16 protein-coding genes are annotated in these 19,672 nt (G+C 63.4%); 7 read left to right on the plus strand and 9 right to left on the minus strand.

The annotated features are described in order from the left end of the window. The first annotated feature begins 103 nt into the window (after positions 1–103). Entirely contained in the window at positions 104–1,303 is a 1,200-nt protein-coding gene (locus U1702_RS05890; RefSeq protein WP_332722903.1) for a GGDEF domain-containing protein, read from the plus strand. Here U1702_RS05890 and U1702_RS05895 read toward each other — a convergent pair. The 7 genes from U1702_RS05895 to U1702_RS05925 all read right to left on the minus strand — a co-directional run bounded on the left by U1702_RS05895 (position 1,300) and on the right by U1702_RS05925 (position 12,720). Further along, a complete protein-coding gene (locus U1702_RS05895; protein ID WP_332724591.1) occupies positions 1,300–2,895 on the minus strand; it encodes a long-chain fatty acid--CoA ligase in 1,596 nt (531 codons plus the stop codon). The two genes, U1702_RS05890 and U1702_RS05895, sit on opposite strands and share 4 nt — an antisense overlap. 78 nt (positions 2,896–2,973) lie before the next feature. Beyond that, on the minus strand, positions 2,974–6,456 hold the full coding sequence (dnaE, locus tag U1702_RS05900) for a DNA polymerase III subunit alpha (RefSeq protein ID WP_332722905.1): 3,483 nt from the start codon (positions 6,454–6,456) through the stop codon (positions 2,974–2,976). A 194-nt stretch (positions 6,457–6,650) separates the two neighbouring features. Further along, entirely contained in the window at positions 6,651–7,130 is a 480-nt protein-coding gene (locus U1702_RS05905; RefSeq protein ID WP_332722907.1) for a glutathione peroxidase, read from the minus strand. Between the two features lie 9 nt (positions 7,131–7,139). Further along, positions 7,140–7,742 carry a signal peptidase I gene (gene lepB / locus U1702_RS05910; RefSeq protein WP_332722909.1) on the minus strand — a complete coding sequence of 201 codons (603 nt, stop codon included), beginning with the start codon at positions 7,740–7,742 and terminating at the stop codon, positions 7,140–7,142. Beyond that, positions 7,739–8,413: an ABC transporter ATP-binding protein gene (locus tag U1702_RS05915; protein ID WP_332722911.1), complete on the minus strand. Its 675-nt coding sequence runs from the start codon at positions 8,411–8,413 to the stop codon at positions 7,739–7,741. The genes lepB and U1702_RS05915 overlap by 4 nt, the downstream gene beginning before the upstream one ends. After that, positions 8,406–9,656 (minus strand): lipoprotein-releasing ABC transporter permease subunit, encoded by a 1,251-nt coding sequence (locus U1702_RS05920; RefSeq protein ID WP_332722913.1) that lies wholly within the window; start codon positions 9,654–9,656, stop codon positions 8,406–8,408. The genes U1702_RS05915 and U1702_RS05920 overlap by 8 nt, the downstream gene beginning before the upstream one ends. A 559-nt stretch (positions 9,657–10,215) precedes the next feature. Further along, entirely contained in the window at positions 10,216–12,720 is a 2,505-nt protein-coding gene (locus tag U1702_RS05925; protein WP_332722915.1) for a TonB-dependent receptor, read from the minus strand. A gap of 251 nt (positions 12,721–12,971) precedes the next feature. Between U1702_RS05925 and U1702_RS05930 the strand changes: the two genes are divergently transcribed. Further along, a complete protein-coding gene (locus tag U1702_RS05930; protein WP_332722916.1) occupies positions 12,972–13,436 on the plus strand; it encodes an Hsp20 family protein in 465 nt (154 codons plus the stop codon). Between the two features lie 103 nt (positions 13,437–13,539). On the opposite strand, the gene pyrG is transcribed toward U1702_RS05930, so the two are convergent. Further along, a complete protein-coding gene (pyrG, locus tag U1702_RS05935; protein ID WP_332722918.1) occupies positions 13,540–15,177 on the minus strand; it encodes a CTP synthase in 1,638 nt (545 codons plus the stop codon). A gap of 84 nt (positions 15,178–15,261) precedes the next feature. Continuing rightward, on the minus strand, positions 15,262–15,609 hold the full coding sequence (secG, locus tag U1702_RS05940; RefSeq protein ID WP_332724592.1) for a preprotein translocase subunit SecG: 348 nt from the start codon (positions 15,607–15,609) through the stop codon (positions 15,262–15,264). Between the two features lie 191 nt (positions 15,610–15,800). Between secG and U1702_RS05945 the strand changes: the two genes are divergently transcribed. The 5 genes from U1702_RS05945 (at position 15,801) to pgl (ending at position 19,661) form a co-directional block, all read left to right on the plus strand. Next, positions 15,801–16,160 carry a MarR family transcriptional regulator gene (locus tag U1702_RS05945; protein WP_332724593.1) on the plus strand — a complete coding sequence of 120 codons (360 nt, stop codon included), beginning with the start codon at positions 15,801–15,803 and terminating at the stop codon, positions 16,158–16,160. Positions 16,161–16,233: 73 nt separating this feature from the next. After that, a complete protein-coding gene (locus U1702_RS05950; protein WP_332722920.1) occupies positions 16,234–16,470 on the plus strand; it encodes an SH3 domain-containing protein in 237 nt (78 codons plus the stop codon). Beyond that, positions 16,467–17,399 (plus strand): N-acetyl-gamma-glutamyl-phosphate reductase, encoded by a 933-nt coding sequence (argC, locus tag U1702_RS05955; RefSeq protein WP_332722921.1) that lies wholly within the window; start codon positions 16,467–16,469, stop codon positions 17,397–17,399. Before U1702_RS05950 ends, argC begins: the two co-directional genes overlap by 4 nt. A gap of 75 nt (positions 17,400–17,474) precedes the next feature. Then, positions 17,475–18,932 carry a glucose-6-phosphate dehydrogenase gene (zwf, locus tag U1702_RS05960; RefSeq protein ID WP_332722923.1) on the plus strand — a complete coding sequence of 486 codons (1,458 nt, stop codon included), beginning with the start codon at positions 17,475–17,477 and terminating at the stop codon, positions 18,930–18,932. A gap of 21 nt (positions 18,933–18,953) precedes the next feature. Then, on the plus strand, positions 18,954–19,661 hold the full coding sequence (gene pgl, locus U1702_RS05965) for a 6-phosphogluconolactonase (RefSeq protein ID WP_332722925.1): 708 nt from the start codon (positions 18,954–18,956) through the stop codon (positions 19,659–19,661). The last annotated feature ends 11 nt before the right edge of the window (positions 19,662–19,672 follow it).

Consider the following 19,672-nt stretch of genomic DNA (forward strand, 5'->3'; position numbering starts at 1 on the left):
CGAAGGTGAACCATTCACCGCATCCAGCGCAAGTGCCGCAAGCCTCTGTTTACCAGTCGGGCTTATATCAGCGCTTTGGGGGCGACCGGCTCAAAGGACGCTCATGGACATCACGACCCACTTCGATAACGATCATCGCAGCAGCCGCAGCCGCCATATCTGGGGCTTTGGCGCGCTGATCGCCGCAGTGCTTCTGCTCGCGGCGATGACCGCGAACGCGATCTGGACCGCCAACGCCCGCAAATCGGCACAGCGATGGCAAATGCACACGCTGGAAGTACTGCTGACCGCCGAACAGGTGCGTTCGGCGACCAACAAGGCGTTGCGCGGCGAGCGCGGCTATCTGTTGACCAATGACGAACGGTTCCTGGAGCCGTTGCGGCAGGGCCGCGTCGAGGCGCCCCGCGCCGCCGCGAAATTGCGCGCACTGACCGCCGACAACCCACTTCAGCAGCGCGACGTTGCCCGGCTGACGCAGCAACTCCCGCCCTATCTGCGACTGCTCGAACGCGCCACCGCTCTGGCGCGACAAGGGCGGCAGAGCGACGCAATTGCCATCGTAAGATCGGGGACCGGACGGCGCGAGATCGAAGCGATCCTTGCCATCCTCAACCGCATCGAGGCCGAGGAGCGCCGTCTGCTCGACGTACGCACCGCCGCCAATGACCGCTCGGCCTGGGCCAGCGAGCTTGCCGATTATGCGCTGGCGACGCTGGCATTGCTGTTCCTGCTGGGTGTGGGCGCCGCCGGATATGGCGCGTCGAAGGCACGCATGCGGACGATTTTGGCCGAGGCTGCCCTGCGCCGTGCTGCGACGATAGACGATCTGACCGGCCTCCTCAATCGGCGCGCTTTTCTCGCCGCGCTTGATGTCGAGATTGCCCGTGCGACGCGCAGCGGCGGATCGATGGCGGTGGCGTTGATCGACCTGGACCATTTCAAGCGGATCAACGACCGCTTCGGCCATCAGGGCGGCGACGAAACGCTCCGGAAATTCGCCGAAATCGCGACTCAGACCATGCGCAACACCGACGCGATGGGGCGGATCGGGGGCGAGGAATTCGCGCTGCTGATGCCCGATACCGACCAAATCCAGTCGGGGATCGCCGGTGAACGCCTACGTGAAGCGATCGCCCGCCGCCATTTCATCCTGCCGAGCGGCGGCATTGCCCCGGTTACGATCAGCGTTGGCGTCGCGCACTTCAAACCGGGCGAAACCGCCGAACAGTTGCTTCAGCGCGCGGACGAGGCGTTGTACGAAGCCAAGGACAGCGGTCGCAATATGACCCGGCTTGCCGCTTAAGCCGCCGCGAGTTTGAAGTCCTTGAACTGCTCGCGCAGCGCGGTCTTCAGCAGCTTGCCCGTTGCGGTATGCGGCAATGAATCGACGAACACGATCTCATCGGGCAGCCACCATTTCGCAACCTGCGTCGCCAGATGCGCCCGGATCGCCTCGACCGTCACGTCGCTATCCGGCTTGCGCACCACGACCAGCAACGGCCGCTCGTCCCAGCGCGGATGATAGATGCCGATCGCCGCCGCCTCGGCCACGCCCGCGCACCCGACTGCCGCATTCTCCAGATCGACCGAGCTGATCCATTCGCCGCCGGACTTGATGACGTCCTTTGCCCGGTCGGTGATCTGCATGATGCCATCGGGGTGCAGCACCGCCACGTCGCCGGTATCGAACCAGCCGTCGTCAGTAAGACAAGGGCCGCCCTCGTCCTTGAAATACTGCTTGATGATCCACGGTCCCTTGACCTGCAAATTGCCTGAACTGGTGCCGTCACGGGGCAATATATTCCCCTCCGGGTCGACCACGCGCAGTTGCACACCGAACGGAGCTCGGCCCTGATAGACGGTCTGGTCGATCTGCTGCTCGAACGACATATCGTCCCAGTTCCACGGCGGCGCCCCCATCGTGCCGATCGGCGACGTTTCGGTCATGCCCCAGGCATGGTTGACGCGTACGCCCATCTTCATGATCCGCTCGATCATCGCGCGCGGGGCAGCCGATCCGCCGATGGTGACGACCTTCAGGTGCCGGGGCGCATCGCCGGTCGCATCCATATGCTGGAACATGGCGAACCACACGGTCGGCACGCCTGCGGTGTGCGTCACCTTCTCACGGTTCATCAGTTCGCACAGTATCTTGCCCTCGTTGATCGCGGACATGACCAGCTTCGCGCCCACCATCGGCGCGGCAAAGGGCATGCCCCAGCCGACAGCGTGGAACATCGGGACCACGGGAAGCGCCACCGTCTGCGTCGACATGTCGAACACCGCCGGCTGAATTTCCGCCATTGCGTGGATCACCGACGAGCGGTGGCTGTACAGCACCCCCTTCGGATTGCCGGTCGTGCCGCTGGTGTAGCAGAGCATGCACGGCTCGCGCTCGTCGCCCTCGACCCAGCGATAATCGCCATCCTCCGCGCCGATCACCGCCTCGAAACTGTCCGCGCCGTCGCCGTCAAAGACGATATAATGCTCGATCGTCGTCCATTGCGATTTCAGACGGTCCACGATCGGCTGGAACATCTTGTCATACAGCAGCACGCGATCCTCGGCATGGTTGCCGATATAGGCGAGCTGATCGTCGAACAGCCGCGGGTTGATCGTGTGGATCACGCCGCCCATCCCGATCGCGCCATACCAGGCGACCAGATGACGGCTGTGGTTCATCGCCAGCGTCGCCACGCGATCACCGGGCCTCAGCCCCATCCGTTCCAGCGCCTGCGCCAGCCTGCGGGCATCGCGCGCGATCCCGGCCCAGTCGGTGCGCGTCTCGCTGCCATCGGCCCAGCGGCTGACGATCTCACGCTGCCCGTGCTCGCGCTCGGCATGCTCGATCAGTCGCGGCACCCGAAGCTCGAAATCCTGCATCGCGCCCAGCATCATACTCTCCTGAATCTCGCGGCTAACCCGCGTTTTGCGCCATCCTGCGGATTCGATGGGGCGGATGCAAGGGGGCGGCTAACTCGCCAGCGCCAGCCTCGGCTGTTCGGTGGGTTTCAGCTCGGCGCGCACGATCCCCGCAAGCGCCTCGATCCGCGTCGCCAGTTCTCCGTCCAGCCGAAAATTGCGGCCCAGCACCAGTTCGGCCTCGCCACCGTCGGGCAGGGGCGCGTCGAGGATCACCTCGCACCGCCCGCCGCGTGCGTCGTCCAGCAATCGTGCGACGTCGGGCAACACCCCCGCCGCCTCCACCGCCAGCCGCAATGTCAGCCGCACGTCCTTGGCCATGGTCTCGAACGGCTGCACCTTGCGTACCGTAACGCGCGGCGTGTCCTCGCCGGCACGCCGATCCAGTTCGATCGTCAGCAATCCGCACCCGCCGACGCGCGACGCATCCTCCATCTCCTTGGCGGTATGCTCGTCGAAACAGGTGCAGGGCACCGTCCCGCTCGCATCGGACAGCGTCGCCATCATATATTTCTTGCCGCGCGCCGAAGTTCGCCAGCGCGCATCCTCGATCAGCGCGGCAATGGTCGCGCCCGCACGCCCGCCTTCGGCAATGTCGATTTCGCCCAGCGTCGCAATGCTGCGTGCCGCGTGGATGCGCGCAAGATGCTGATAGCGGTCGAGCGGATGCGCGGAAAAGAAGAAGCCGAACGCCTCCTTCTCCGCCTCGATCCGCTGACTCAGCGTCCAGCTGGCGCTTTTGGGGAGCTGGATCGCCGACCCCACCGGCTCGGATTCGCCGAACAGCCCGCCCTGCCCGCTGGTGCGGTTGGCGTGCGTGCGTTGCGCCACCGCCAGAATCGTTTCCGCCGCCATGTAAACAGCGGGCCGGTCTGGCGCGACGCTATCGAACGCCCCCGCCCCCGCCAGCGCCTCAACCTGCCGCTTGTTGAGGAGCCGTGGATCGACCCGCCTCGCAAAATCGTCGAGGCTCTGGAACCGCCCCGCATTCTCGCGCTCCTCGACGATCAGTTCCATCGCCTTTTCGCCGACGCCCTTCAGCCCCGCCAGCGCGTATCGCACCGCAAACCCGTCATCGACCGCCTCGACCGAGAATTCGGCATGGCTGGCGTTGATGTCGGGCGTCAGGCAAGCCGCCCCCAGCCGCTTCATATCCTCGACGAAGATCGCCAGTTTCTCGGTCTGGCCAAGCTCGAAGCACATCGATGCCGCGTAGAATTCGTGCGGATAATGCGCCTTGAACCACGCCGTGTGGTACGCCAGCAGCGCATAGGCGGCCGCGTGCGACTTGTTGAAGCCATAGCCCGCGAACTTGTCGATCAAATCGAACAACTCGTTCGCCTTGCCCTCGGCGATATTGTTCAGTTTCGCGCAGCCCTCGACGAAGATCGCGCGCTGCGCATCCATCTCCGACTTGATCTTCTTGCCCATCGCCCGGCGCAACAGGTCCGCGCCGCCCAGCGAATAGCCGGCCAGGATCTGCGTGGCCTGCATCACCTGTTCCTGATAAACGAAGATGCCGTAGGTTTCCTTGAGGATGTCCTCCAGCAACGCGTGCGGATATTCGATCGGCTCCTGCCCCTGTTTGCGGCGTCCGAACATCGGGATGTTGTCCATCGGGCCGGGGCGATAGAGCGAGACGAGCGCAATGATGTCGCCGAAATTGCTCGGCCGCACCGCTGTCAGCGTGCGCCGCATCCCTTCGGATTCCAGCTGGAACACGCCGACCGTGTCACCGCGCTGAAGCAATTCGTACACCGCCGGATCGTCCCAGCCGAGCGTCTCCAGGTCGATCGAAATGTTGCGTTCGGCCAGCAACTCGACGGCCTTTTGCAGCACCGAAAGTGTTTTCAGGCCAAGGAAATCGAACTTCACCAGCCCCGCACCCTCGACATATTTCATGTCGAATTGCGTGACCGGCATGTCCGATCGCGGATCGCGATACAGCGGCACCAGTTCCGCCAGCGGCCGGTCGCCGATCACCACGCCCGCCGCGTGGGTCGAGCTGTGGCGCGGCAACCCCTCTAGCTTCATCGCCAGGTCGATCAGATGCCGGACCGCATCGTCGCCCTTATATTCGGCGTTGAACTCGTTCACCCCGTTCAGCGTGCGGGGCAGCGTCCACGGATCGGTCGGGTGGTTGGGCACCAGCTTCGCCAACCGGTCGATCTGACCATAGCTCATCTGGAGCACGCGCCCGGTGTCCTTCAGCACGGCGCGCGCCTTCATCGTCCCGAAGGTAATGATCTGCGCCACCTGATTGCGGCCGTATTTTGCCTGAACGTAACGGATTACTTCCCCACGCCGCGTTTCGCAGAAATCGATGTCGAAATCGGGCATCGACACGCGTTCCGGGTTCAGGAATCGCTCGAACAGCAGCCCCAGCGGGATTGGATCGAGATCGGTGATCGTCAGCGCCCAGGCGACCACCGAGCCCGCACCCGAACCGCGCCCCGGACCCACCGGAATCCCGTTCGCCTTTGCCCATTTGATGAAGTCGGCAACGATCAGGAAATAGCCGGGGAATCCCATCTGGACGATGACGTCGGTCTCGAAATCCAGCCGGTCGAAATACTCGGTGCGGCGCTCGGGATCGGTAATCCCCAGCTTCTCCAGCCGCGCTTCCAGCCCGGCGCGCGCATCCTCACGCAACTGCGTCGCCTCGCCCGTCAGATCGCCAGCCAAGCTCGGCAGGATCGGCTTGCGATAGGGCGCGGCATAGGCACAGCGCTGTGCGACGACGAGGGTGTTGTCGATCGCCTCCGGCAAATCGTCGAACAGCCGCTTCATCTCGCTCGCTGGCTTCACCCACGCATCGGGTGAGGAGCGCGCGCGTTCGTCGCTGGCGACATAGCACGACCCGGCAATGCACAGCATCGCGTCATGCGCTTCGTGAAACCCCGGCTCGGCGTAACAGGCCGGGTTGGTCGCCACGAGTGGCAGATTGCGGTCATAGGCCAGTTCGAGCAGCTTCGGCTCGGCCTTGCCCTCGACCTCATCCAGCCGCCGCACGATCTCGATATAGAGCCGGTCGCCGAACAGCCCTTGCAACCGGTCGGCATAGGCGAAAGCGGCGTCGTCCTGTTCCTCCGCGAACAACTGCGCCAGCGCGCCTTCCTTGCCAGCCGTCAGTGCGATCAGCCCGTCGCTGCGCCCCTCCAGCGCCGCGAACGACACATGCGCATCCTTTTCGATCGGCCGATCGAGATGCGCCATCGAGACGAGGTAACAGAGGTTCTGATACCCAACTTCGTCCTGCGCAAACAACGCCAGCCAGTCCAGCGGCGGCGTCACGCCTTCCGGCACATCCGGACGCTCGACGCACAGCAAGGTGCCGACGATCGGCTGCACCCCGGCCTTTTTCGCCGCATCCCCGAACGGCATCGCGCCGTACAGCCCGTTGCGGTCGCACAGCCCCGCGGCAGGAAAGCCCAGCTCGCGCGCGCGCGCCGCAATCGCCTTGGGCTCGATCGCCCCTTCGAGCATCGTGTAGGCGGAAAAGACACGGAGGGGCACGAAGCCGGAATGGGGCATGGGCCGGTTATAGGTAGGGATCGGGAAGGGTCAAAGCGACTGGCCGTGTTTTCCACAGCTAATCCTCCTCGACGCGGGGAGGTGGCAGCGCGCAGCGCTGACGGAGGGGCTATCCGCAGCTGACTCCGTTGTCCTATGCCCCTCCACCACGCCGCTTCGTGTCGCGGTCCCCCTCCCCGTGCCGGGGAGGATATTTAAAGCAACTTCTCGATATCCTTGGCGATATCCTCGGGCTTGGTCGTCGGGGCATAACGATCGACGACCTTACCGTCGCGGTTCACCAGGAACTTGGTGAAGTTCCACTTGATCGCCTCCGACCCCAATATCCCAGGCGCTTCTTTTTTGAGGTGCCGGAACAGCGGCGCGGCATCGTCGCCGTTGACATCGACCTTGCCGAACACGGGAAAGGTCACGTCATAGGTCAGCGAACAGAAACTCGCTATTTCCGCCGCATCGCCCGGCTCCTGCGCGCCGAACTGATTGCACGGAAACCCCAGCACCGCGAACCCGCGATCCTTGTCCTCCCGATAGAGCTTTTCCAGCCCCTCATATTGCGGCGTGAACCCGCATTTTGAGGCAACGTTGACGATCAGCAGCACTTGTCCGGCATAGGTCGACAGGTCTGTTTCGCTGCCATCGGCCTTCGTGACAGGAATGTCCGTGATAACGCTCATCTTACCTCCCTAACCGCCGTCGATTTCCTCGGGCGGCACAATGCCATAGACATTCTCGAATGACACGAGCCCGCTTCCCCCGACGGGACCGGCTGGAAAACGGCTGTCCGCCGCATTGTCGCGATTGTCACCCAGCACGAACAGCCGCCTTGCAGGCACTGTCACGTCGGGAACATTGTCTCCCTGCGTCGGTTCGAGATCGAGCACGCGATGCGATTGCGCCTCTCCCGGAAGACGTTCGGTGCGCACCCGTGCCTCGCGCCCTTCGATGCTCAGCTTGCCCGCATCGGTCTGCGCGATCGGCTTGCCGTTGAGGATAACCACACCATCACGCATCCCGATCCGATCGCCTGGAAGTCCTGCGACTCGCATTATCCAGAACGAATCGCCGACCGAAAAGACCGCGATGTCGCCCCGTCGCAGTTCTGCGGGCGCTCGCTTTCGCGCAGTGATCGTCGTGCCGGACCGCAGCGTCGGCGCCATGCTTTCCGACACTGTACGCATCTTCCGGAACGGGAGCCCGTCATTCAGGACGAGCACCGCCGCGCCATAGCCGGCCACCGCGAGGATCAAAACGATCACAGCCAGCAGCAATCCGGTGCGCAGTTTCACTCCAGCACACCCTCGTGCAACCGCATCACGCGGTCCATCTTCGCTGCCAGCCGCTCGTTATGCGTGGCGATCAGTGCCGCCGCGCCTTCGCCGCGAACCAGCCGCAACAGTTCGGCCAGAACGATGTCCGCCGTCTTTTCGTCCAAGTTGCCGGTCGGTTCGTCCGCCAGCACAAGGTTAGGCCGGTTGGCGAGCGCACGCGCCACGGCGACCCGCTGTTGCTCACCGCCCGACAGCTGGCTTGGCCGGTGCGTCAACCGCTCGCCCAGTCCCAAAGCCGTCAGTAAGGATTCCGCCCGCGCCCGCGCATCGGCCAGCGTGGCATTCTGGATCAGCTGCGGCAGCTCGACATTCTCGACCGCGTTGAAATCCGGCAGCAGATGATGAAACTGATAGACGAAGCCGAGCTTGTCGCGCCGGGTGATCGTGCGTTCATGACTCTCCAGCTTGGACGCCTCGACACCCGAGATGCGGATCGATCCCTCGAACCCGCCCTCCAGCAGTCCGACCGCTTGCAACAAGGTCGATTTGCCCGAACCGGACGGGCCGAGGAGCGCGACGATCTCACCCGGCTCCACGGTCAGGTTGACCCCGCGCAGCACATGGATCGTCACCTCGCCCTGTACGAACGCGCGGCACAGGCCCGTGGTCTGGAGGACAGGCTCACTCATAACGCAACACCTGCACCGGATCGGTGCTTGCCGCCTTGAACGCCGGGTACAGCGTCGCAAGGAAGCTGAAGCCCAGCGCCATCAACGCGATTCCGGCAATCTCGACCGGATCGGTCTTGGACGGCAATTCGGTCAGATAGCGCATCGACGGATCCCAGATTTCCTGCCCCGTCAGGAACCCCAGCACGGTCAGCACGCCCTGCCGGAAATAGAGCAGGATGAACCCCAGGATCAGTCCGGCGACGATCCCCAGCGATCCGATCACCGTTCCCACCGTCACGAAAATCTTGATGAGGCCGCTGCGCGTCGCCCCCATCGTCCGCAATATCGCGATGTCGCGGGTCTTGGCGCGCACCAGCATGATGAGCGACGACAGGATGTTGAACACCGCCACCAAAATCAGGATCGACAGCACGGTGAATGTCACCAGCCGGTCCACCGCCAGCGCCTCGAACAACGTCGCATTCAGCGTGCGCCAGTCGGTCAGTTGGCCATATGCCGCAACCTTCTGCGCCAGCGGACGCAGGATTTCGCCGACCTGATCCGGGTCGTTCGTGTCGATCTCCACCATCCCGACCGCATCGCCCATCAGCAACAGGGTCTGGGCGTCCTCCATCGGCATGACCACGAACGCCTTGTCATAGTCATAGACGCCGACCTCGAAGATCGCGGCAATGCGGTAGGACACGATCCGCGGTACGGTCCCGAACGGGCTGGTCAGCCCCTGTGGACTGAGCAGCGACACCGTGCTGCCCACCGAAGCGCCCAGCGATTGCGCCAGCCGCGACCCCACCGCGACGCACTCGCAATCGGGTGACAGTTGTTTCAGGTCGCCCAGTACGACATTGCGATTAAGCGTCGGGTTGGCGCGAATGTCGGACACGTTCATCCCGCGCACCAGCACGCCCTCGACGCGACCCTGAAAGCTGGCCATCAGCGGCTGCTCGATCAGCGGCGTCGCGCTCACAACGCCGGGTGTCTTGCGCGCTTCGTCGGCAATCTCGCGCCATCCGCGCAGCTGGCCGCCATAGCCCTGCACCACCGCATGGCCGTTCAGCCCGGTGATCTTGTCGAACAGCTCGGCGCGAAACCCGTTCATCACGCTCATCACGATGACCAGAGCGGCGACGCCCAGCATCACCGCGACCAGGCTGATCGCAGCCACCAGGAAGATGAAAGCCTCGCCCCGCCCGGGTAACAGGTAGCGGCGCGCGATCATCCGTTCATATCGGGAAAGCAACATATCCCCGCCTGTTAGGGCGGCGTGAAGGGCGGCGCAATCACGCTGTTGCCGATTCAACACAGGATCGTCGCAAAGCGTGCGCGTGACGTCATCGACCGGTGACAAGCGCCGATCCGCGTCCTAGCAGAACGCTACGAAGCGCAGGCAATGGCCGTGGTTCGGGGAGGCTTTTCTGCCCCGTCGGTTTTCGGATCGATGTGCGGGCGAAAAGGCCATCAAGGGGGCTGACGAGGCATCGTCACGCAGGGGCCCGGGTCGGAAACGGCCCGGGCCTTTGCTTTTTTGGGCATTCCGACATTAGCGCACGAAGATCGATGTCTTATCCTCCCCGGCACGGGGAGGTGGCATCGCGCAGCGATGACGGAGGGGGCCGCCTCACCGGATTCCGCTGCCTCGCTCCCTCTCCACCGCTCTGCGAGCGGTCCCCCTTCCCGTGCCGGGGAGGATTAATAGGGTCAGGGAGGAGAACTGCAGGAGCCTAAATTGCAGCTCCCCTCCCCTAGCTTCTGCCGTCCGCGCTTTCCCATATGTGTTCAATCGCGGGGGCAGATGCGTCTCGTCAGAAACTGAACTTTATCGTACCGCCATAGGTACGCGGATCGCCGACCTGTGCCGCGATCAGCCCTGTGTTGCCGCCCGTGCCCGCCAGATACAGGTCGATATAGTCCTGGTCGAACGCGTTGCGGACCCAACCGAAAACATCGAACTTCCCAGTGCGGAACCCCGCACGGAAATTGTGCAGCGAGTAGCCATCGACCCAGGTGTACCTCGAGGGCGACGGGTTGGACGACCAGCGCGAGCGCGAGCTGGCGTCATAGCCGAGATAGAACTGACCATCTTCACCGAACAACTTGCTCGGCTGATTGACCTCGCCACCCCAGGAGAATGCCCATTTCGAAACGCCCGGCAGTGGCGCGCCGGAAGCGTCGTAGACCGGCGGACTGTTACCACCTGGCGTACCCGGCGCGCTGGGCGTCCCGACATAGGCGCATTTGTCGCCCGCCACGCCCGGCAGCGCCGTCCCGCCTGCGAGTTCCGGCGGCGGCGGCGCGTCGCAGAAGCTGTCGAACTTGGCATCGGTGTACGCGCCGCTGACATAGGCGCTGAACCGCGCGCTCGGCCGGACCGAGAAGTCTGCCTCGATCCCTTTGCTGCTGACCTTGTCGGCATTGGCGAGATAGCCGCGCACCGTGGTGCCTTGGCCATTGCTGACGCTGGCCTGGAAGTCCTTGATCTTCGTGTAGAAGCCCGTGAGATTGAACGTCGCGCGACGATCCCAGAACTGCGTCTTGAGGCCGATTTCAAAGTGATCGACCTTTTCCGGTTTGATCTGGAAATAGATCGGGATTGCGACGCCCGCACTGTCCGCCGGCACGCCATTCAAGTTGAGACCCGCCGTTTTGAACGAACGCGCATAGGTTGCGTAGGCGTTGACGTTCTCCGTCACCTCATAACGCAGGTTAAGATCGTAGGACAGGTTCCACGCGCTGACCTCCGGCGCATAGTTCTGCGATGCCTGCACGCCGCGCTGCGCCGCCGTCCATGCATCGGTATAGGACGGCGAGGCGGGATTGGCCGAAACAATCTGTCGCGTGCCGTTGGACGCCGTGCCAGTCACCACCGAGTCGTACAGGCCATCCTTCTTGTCGTAATTGACACGAATGCCCGGCGAAACGGTGAAGCGATCGGTCACTTCCCAATTCAGCTTCGCAAAGGCGGCAACACTGGTGTTATCGAGGCGGATGTCGTTGATCGCCACGACGTTGTTCAGCACTGCCGGATTGTTCGACAAGGCGCTGGTCGGATTGAGCAACCACTTGCTGGCGCCCAAACCAGTTTCCTGAATACCGCTGGTGCGGATCTTCTGGTGGAAGCCGAACAGGCCCACGGTCAGGTTGTAGCCTTGCCCTTCATGGTTGAAACGGAACTCCTGGGTGTACTGGTTCTGCCGCGTCGGATTGTTGACCTTGGTATAGACTGGGTAGATCGTGTAATCGCGGTCGTTCGCCGGCTTCCAGTCCCAATAGCGCCATGCGGTGATCGAGGTCAGCGTGTTGCTGTCGTCAATGTCCCACACCCCGCGCAGCGACAGGCCGCCATGCTCATTGCGGGCTCGCAGCTGAGCATCGACGTCGGTGGTGCGGTCATAGGGATTGGCATTGGCCGGCACGACACCGGGAAACTGCACCTGCTGTGCGGTAACAAGTGCGGGGTATTGCCGGTTCGCGGCGCGCTGGGTCGGGCCATAACCGCCATATTGAAACGCGCAGCAGATTGGATCCTGCAGGTTCCAGTCGCCCGACAGCGTCAGGTTGAAGTTGTCGCTCGGCTTGTACAGCAGCGAGCCGCGAATACCGATGCTGTCCTGCGACTGGATGTAGTTGCCGGTCCGCGTGTTGTAGATCGTACCGCGACGGTCGGTCGAAGTGACACTGATGCGCGCGGCCAGATTCTCGCTGAGCGGCCCGGAAATCGATGCCTTGCCCTGCTTGAAATTGAGGTTGCCGAGCGAAACCTCGGTCTTGCCCTCGAACTCGAACGATGGTGCGCGGGTAGTGATGTTGATCGCGCCGGCAGTCGTATTTTTGCCGTACAGCGTGCCCTGCGGCCCGCGCAGCGTTACGATCTGATCCACGTCGACGAAATCCAGCGTCGCTGACGCGATGCGGTTATAGAACACGTCATCGACATAGATGCCAACGCCCTGTTCGAACCCGTCATTGGTCAAGCCGAACGGCGCGCCGATGCCGCGGATGTTGATGAAGGTGTTGCGCGGGTTCTGCGAATAGAATTGCAGCGTCGGCTGAAGCCGCGTCAGGCCGCTGATGTTATAGGTGCCCTGCGCATCGAGCGTGGTCGAATCGACGACCGAGATCGCGACCGGCACCTCCTGCACATTTTCCGAGCGGCGGCGCGCGGTGACGACGATCTCGGCTTGGCCTGAAGGTTCCGGATCGGCCTCACTGGAAGGCTCAACCGCTACCGGTACGGGCGCTGGCTCTTCCGCGAGCGCCGCTGGCGACGTGCTGGCTAACAACAGAACTGAAAGTGCGCTCAAGCTCATGTGGGGCTCCCTTTTTGCGATGTTGAGCGCAAACTCCACTATTTCGATGGGGTTTAGCGACAAAGTGATTCTATTCCCATCTGTTCACTATGCTTTATATCGCAATCGCGGCACATTCCGTCGCTCTTGAAACCGCAAACACCATCCCCAAATCAATGCTGCATGGTGCCTTCGGGGCCATGCTGGCCACGCGTCGCGGACTGTCCGGGCGCAGCCAAGACGTTGAAATTGCTCATTGGAGGATTAACACCATGCGTCAGATCGACCTTACCCCCTTCCGCCGCTCCGCGATCGGCTTCGACCGGCTGTTCGACATGCTCGAAACCAGCGCGCGCCAGTCCGGCGGAGAGAATTACCCTCCCTTCAACCTCGAACGCATCACCGACGACCGCTATCGGATCACGATCGCCGTCGCAGGCTTCAAATCGGACGAGATCGAAATCACCGCTCAGCAGAACCTGTTGCTGGTGGCTGGCAAGAAGATCGAATCGCAGGATAATGAACCCGCGCAGATGCTGCATCTCGGCATCGCCAACAGGGGCTTCGAGCGGCGCTTTGAACTCGCCGATTTCGTGCTGGTGGAAAGCGCCGACCTGACCGACGGTCTGCTGGTCATCAACCTGCTGCGCGAAGTGCCGGAGGCGATGAAGCCCAAAAAGATCGCCATCGGCGGCACCGCCACGGCGACCCCGATCGAGCATAGCTCGGCGGCCTGACCCGCACCAAAGGCGGCGCGTTTCTCCCCCTTTTCGCGCCGTCCCAGGGCGCGCTCGGACGCAAGTCCGGGCGCGCTTTTGTTTGGATCAGACCTCTATTTGGTCAGACGAGACGCGACTGCTTTACCGCCGCTTCGATAAAGCTGGCGAACAACGGGTGCGGGTCGAACGGCCGGGATTTCAGCTCCGGGTGGAACTGCACGCCGACGAACCACGGATGGTCGGGTCGTTCGACGATTTCGGGCAGCATCCCGTCGGGTGACATGCCCGAAAACACCAGTCCGCCCTGCTCCAGCGCATCACGATATCCGGTGTTCACCTCATAACGGTGGCGGTGCCGCTCGCTGATCTCGTCGCCGCCATAGATCGATGCGACCACCGAATTTCCGTCAAGCTTCGCGGGGTACGCGCCCAGCCGCATCGTGCCGCCCAGATCGCCGCCGTCCTCGCGCGTCTGCACGCCTTCCGCCGACATCCATTCGGTGATGATGCCGACCACCGGCTCGTCGGTCTTGCCGAACTCGGTCGATGACGCGGCCTCGATCCCCGCCAGATTCCGCGCGCCTTCGACGCACGCCATCTGCATCCCGAAGCAAATGCCGAAATACGGCACTTTGCGTTCACGGGCAAAGCGCACACTGGCAATCTTGCCTTCGGCACCGCGTGACCCGAAAGCGCCTGGCACAAGGATGGCGTGACAGGATTCAAGGTTCGCAGCGACCTCGGCATCGTCGCCCTTCTCGAACAGTTCGGCGTCGATCCAGCGGATATTGACCTTCACCCGGTTGGCGATGCCGCCATGCGCCAGCGCCTCGTTCAGCGACTTGTACGCATCGGGCAAGCCGACATATTTGCCGACGACGCCGACGGTCACCTCGCCTTCCGGATTGAACAGTCGGTCTGTGATGTCGGACCAGCGGCTCAGGTCAGGCGCAGGCCCGACTTCCAGTCCGAATGCACGCAGCACTTCGCTGTCCAGCCCCTCGGCATGATATTGCATCGGCACCGCATAGATGCTTTTCGCATCCAGCGCCGGGATCACCGCGCTTGCAGGCACGTTACAGAATTGCGCGATCTTCGCCCGCTCCCCCACCGGCAACGGATGCTCGCACCGGCACACCAGCACGTCCGGTTGCACGCCCAGCGACGCCAATTCGCGCACGCTGTGCTGCGTAGGCTTGGTTTTTAATTCGCCTGCCGCCGCAATATACGGCACCAACGTCACATGCACGCTGATCGAGCGTCCCCGACCGAGCTCGTTCTTCAACTGGCGGATCGCCTCGATGAATGGCAGCGATTCGATATCGCCAACCGTGCCCCCGATTTCGCACAGCACGAAATCCAGCCCCTCGGTCTCGGCCTGTGCGAATTCCTTGATCGCGTCGGTGACGTGCGGAACGACCTGCACCGTCGCGCCGAGATAGTCCCCGCGACGCTCGCGCTGAATGATCTGCTGATAGATACGGCCGGAGGTGACATTGTCCGACTGACGCGCTGAAACCCCGGTAAACCGCTCGTAATGGCCAAGATCGAGGTCGGTTTCCGCGCCGTCGTCGGTCACATAGACTTCGCCATGCTGATACGGCGACATCGTCCCCGGATCGACGTTCAGATAGGGATCGAACTTGCGAATGCGCACCGTGTAACCGCGCGCCTGAAGCAGCGCGGCGAGGCTGGCGGCCATCAGGCCTTTGCCAAGCGAGGAGACCACGCCGCCGGTGATGAAAATATACCGCGTCATGGGAGTATTCGCCTAGCCGTTATGCACGTGTGGGGGCAAGCGCCCGACTCCGGGCGCTGCCGAAAAAACTGTTGAAACGCGGTTTTAGTTGGCGAGCGGAACGGCGCTGTTGTCGGCCGGAGCATTCGGCTGTGCGGCCGGTGCCGGGCCGCTGGCCGGTGCGCTCTGCGTCGGCTGCGCCGCCCGGCTGGTGTCGATCTTGTCGTTTGTCCTAGTCGCCGCCAGCACGGCCAGCGTGATGCTCATCGCCACGAACAGCCCCGCCAGCACCGCCGTCGCCCGCGTCATGAAGTTGGACGCGCCGCGCGCCGACATCAGCCCCGATGGACTCCCACCGGTGGTCAGACCGCCGCCTTCCGAACGCTGCATAAGAATCACCGTCACCAGCAAGGCTGCGATGATGGCGTGAACGACGAGGAGGAAGGTGAACAGCATATCGGTCTTTCGCGGGAAAGCGGCGACATAGGGGAGGTGCGCCCCGCGATCAACCGCTCTTCGCCCCGCCGATCGTCACAGAAGTGGAACATTTCCCGCCCGCCCTGAAACTCGTTGGCTATCGGGGCGTTAATGTCGCTGAAAGCCCGGACCTTTGCGGGTGTGTAACGGAAAACGAGTGTAATGCGATGAACGCCGTGAGCGACCATTCGCTGTATCAGTGGAAAACCACACTGATCCATTATGTCCGGTCAGGCGAGCCGGATCTTACCAATCGCCAGATGGCGCTGATGCTGCTGGTCTATCTCGATTCCGGCCCGCACACCGTGCGTGGACTGGCCAAGGCGTTGAACGTATCGAAGCCGGTCGTCACGCGCGCCTTGAACAGACTGGGTGCCCTAAGCTATCTGCGCCGCCAGCGTGACGATACCGACAAACGAAACATCTTCGTCGCGCGCACACCGGAAGGGGCGGACTTTCTTGCAGAATTCGGGCAATTCGTCACCGGCGACGGCGGCACCGGGCAACCTCTCAGGCGCAGCGCGTAACCGATTCGCACTGACCGGTCGCTCGGCCCATATCGATCCGCGCACGGACGCTGCACGCCGTGACCTTGCCGATGTGCGCCTCGCCGATCGCGTGTTTGCGCCGCATTACGCTGCCGCGATCACGCGCGTCGTCAGCGTCGCCATCGCGCTGCGCGCCAGCCGCGACGCTGACTCGCAAACGCTCGTGACGCTTGCGCCGGGCGATGTGTTCGAGGTGCTCGAGCTTTCGGCCGGGAGCGCATGGGGCCGTGCGCCCGCCGCCGGTCTGGTCGGCTATGTCGATGCCGCCAGCCTGACCGCTGCCGCATGACCGTCAGTGTTTTCATCGACGGTGCCTTCGGGACCACTGGTCTCGAAATCCGCGAACGGCTTTCCGGCCGTAGCGAGATCGAATTGATCTCGCTCGCCGACAAGGATCGCAAGAACGCAAAAAAGCGCGCCCAAGCGCTCAATTCCGCCGATTTCGTGATCCTGTGTCTGCCCGACGACGCCGCGCGTGAAGCGGTCGAGCTGGTCACCAACACCGCCACCCGCATCATCGACGCATCGACCGCGCACCGCGTCGTCGATGGCTGGACCTATGGCTTTCCCGAGCTCGAACCCGCCCAGTCCGCGCTGATCGCCGAGGCACCGCGCGTATCGAACCCGGGCTGCTGGCCAACCGGCTTTCTCGCGCTCGTCCGCCCGCTGGTGCGCGCCGGCTTCATTCCGCCCGACTGGTCGCTCACCGCCAGTGGTGCTTCGGGCTATTCCGGCGGCGGCAAGGCGATGATCGCCGAGTTCGAGGACGGCGCCGACGCCACCGGCTATCGCGCCTATGGCCTGGATCTCGAGCACAAGCATCTGCCGGAAATGCAGAAGCATGCCCGGATCGGACACGCCCCGATCTTCCAGCCCGCCGTCGCCCGCGCCTATCGCGGCATGCTGATCGAAGTGCCGCTCGCACTCCATTATCTGCCGCGCAAACCTTCGCCTGCGCAGGTCGAACAGGCGCTGGCCGATGCCTATCGCGATTCGCCCATCGTCCGCGTGTTACCGACCGAGGATGTTTCCGTCGTGCGGATCGAGGATGATGCGAACACCGATCGCCTGAGTATCCGCGTGTTCGGCAATGCCGATCGCGGTCAAGTTCGTCTCGTCGCCACGCTCGACAATTTGGGCAAGGGCGCGGCGGGTGCGGCCGTCCAGAACCTCAACATCATGGCCGGGTTCGACCAGACCGTCGGACTCGTGCTTTAGCGGTCAAAAGCTCAAGCGCGCTTCGCATGTCGCGCAACCGCTGCTAGGGACCGCGCGACGACAATGGGAGGATCGATGCGACAGCCATTCGGCAAACTGCTGCTGTTCGGAGCGACCGGCGATCTGTCGCAGCGAATGCTGTTGCCGTCGCTCTACGGCCTCCACGCCGATGGATTGCTCCCGCCCGCACTGACCATCACCGGTACGGCGCGGTCAACGCTGTCAGATGCCGAGTTCCGCGACTTTGCCGCCAAGGCGCTCGACACCTATCTGCCCGATGATCGCAAGGATCAGGCGACGATCGCCGCCTTCCTCGACCGACTGCAATATCAGGCGCTGGATGCATCGAACCTCGATGGTTATGCGGAGCTGGCTACGAAGCTCGGCGATATCTTCGACGGTCTTGCCATTTTCCTGTCCACCGCACCGAAATTTTTCGAGCCGACGATCAAGGGCCTCGCGTCGGCCGGACTCGCGGGCCACAACGTCCGCATCGGCCTCGAAAAGCCGCTCGGCTTCGACCTGGAGTCGAGCCGCGAGATCAACGACGCCGTTGCCGCCGTATTCCCCGAAGAACGCACCTTCCGCATCGACCATTATCTGGGCAAGGAAACTGTCCAGAACATCCTCGCACTGCGCTTCGGCAATTCGCTGTTTGAACCCATCTGGAACGCGGCGGGCATCGATCATGTCCAGATTACCGTGTCCGAGACCGTGGGTCTGGAAGGGCGCGCGGGCTATTATGACGATGTCGGCGCATTGCGCGACATGGTCCAGAACCACATCCTGCAACTGCTCGCGCTGATCGCGATGGAGCCGCCTGCCCGCTTCGACGGCACCTCGATCCGCGATGAGAAGGTCAAGGTTCTCCGCTCGCTCCGTCCGATTGCGGGTGCCGATGCGGGCAACCTCACCGTCACCGGCCAATATACCGGCGGCGCATCGAACGGAAAGATCGTCGCGGGCTATGCCGAGGAGCTTGAAAAGCCCTCGCGCACCGAAACCTTCGTGTCGATCAAGGCCAATGTCGACAATTGGCGCTGGCAGGGCGTCCCCTTCTACCTGCGCACCGGCAAGCGCATGACCGAGCGCCGCAGCGAAATCGTCGTCCAGTTCAAGCCCGTCCCCCACTCGATCTTCGCCGAACGCGGCGGCGTGCTGCAATCGAACACGCTCATCATCCGCATTCAGCCGGAAGAATATGTCCGCCTGCTCGTGATGGCCAAGGAACCCGGCCTCGACCGCGAGGGTGTGCGGCTGCGCGAGGTGCCACTGAACCTCAGCCTCGACACCGAATTCGCCGGCACCCGCCGCCGCATCGCCTATGAACGGCTGTTGCTGGACTTGCTCGAAGGCGATCCCACATTGTTCGTGCGCCGCGACGAGGTCGAGGCGCAATGGCACTGGATCGACGCGATCCGCGCGGGCTGGGAAACCGCCGACGTGAAGCCCAAACCTTATGCATCGGGCACGTGGGGGCCATCCGCCTCCGTCGCGCTGACCGAGCGCGACGGCGTCACCTGGAACGAATAAAGCTCACCTGGAGAAGTTGAAATGGCCGAAGAAATCGAATGGTGGGACTATGAGGACACCGATGAGTGGTCCGACGCGCTCGCCGGTGACATCGGTTTCATCATCGAAAGCGCGATCGACGCGCGCGGCGGTGCTGTGATTGCGCTGGCCGGTGGCCGCACCCCGGCCCCGGTCTATGAAAAGCTGGCCAAGGCCAAGCTCGACTGGAAGCGCGTAACGATCATTCCGACCGACGACCGCCTCGTGCCGCTCGGCGATGCAATGTCGAACGTCACCGGCCTCGCCAAGGTCTTCCTGTCGAAGGGCGCGCGCGTGATCCCCCTTATCAGCGAGAAGGCCGACGACTATAAGGCCGCCGGTCGCGCGGCGGACGCCCGGCTTCAAGATCATCACTGGCCGCTCGACCTCGTCCTGCTCGGCATGGGCGCGGACGGCCATACCGCCTCGATCTTCCCCGGCCCCGATTTCGACGAAGCGATGAATGGTCCAAAGGATCGCCGCGCATTGGGCGTCATGCCCGACCCGCTGCCGCCCGAAGCCCCCGTCGCCCGCGTCACCCTCTCGTCGGCCGCCATCGCATCGGCCAAGTCGCTGATCGTCGCCATCACCGGCGCGGAAAAGCGCAAGGTGCTGGAGGCCGCCGCCGAACAGGGACCGTCGTCGGCCTACCCGATCGGCCGCGTCCTCGCCGAAACTGAACTGCCCGTCGATATCCACTGGGCCGCCTGAAACCGGAGCGA

It is taken from the genome of Sphingomonas sp. LT1P40 (genome assembly GCF_036663835.1).
Lineage (GTDB): Bacteria > Pseudomonadota > Alphaproteobacteria > Sphingomonadales > Sphingomonadaceae > Sphingomonas.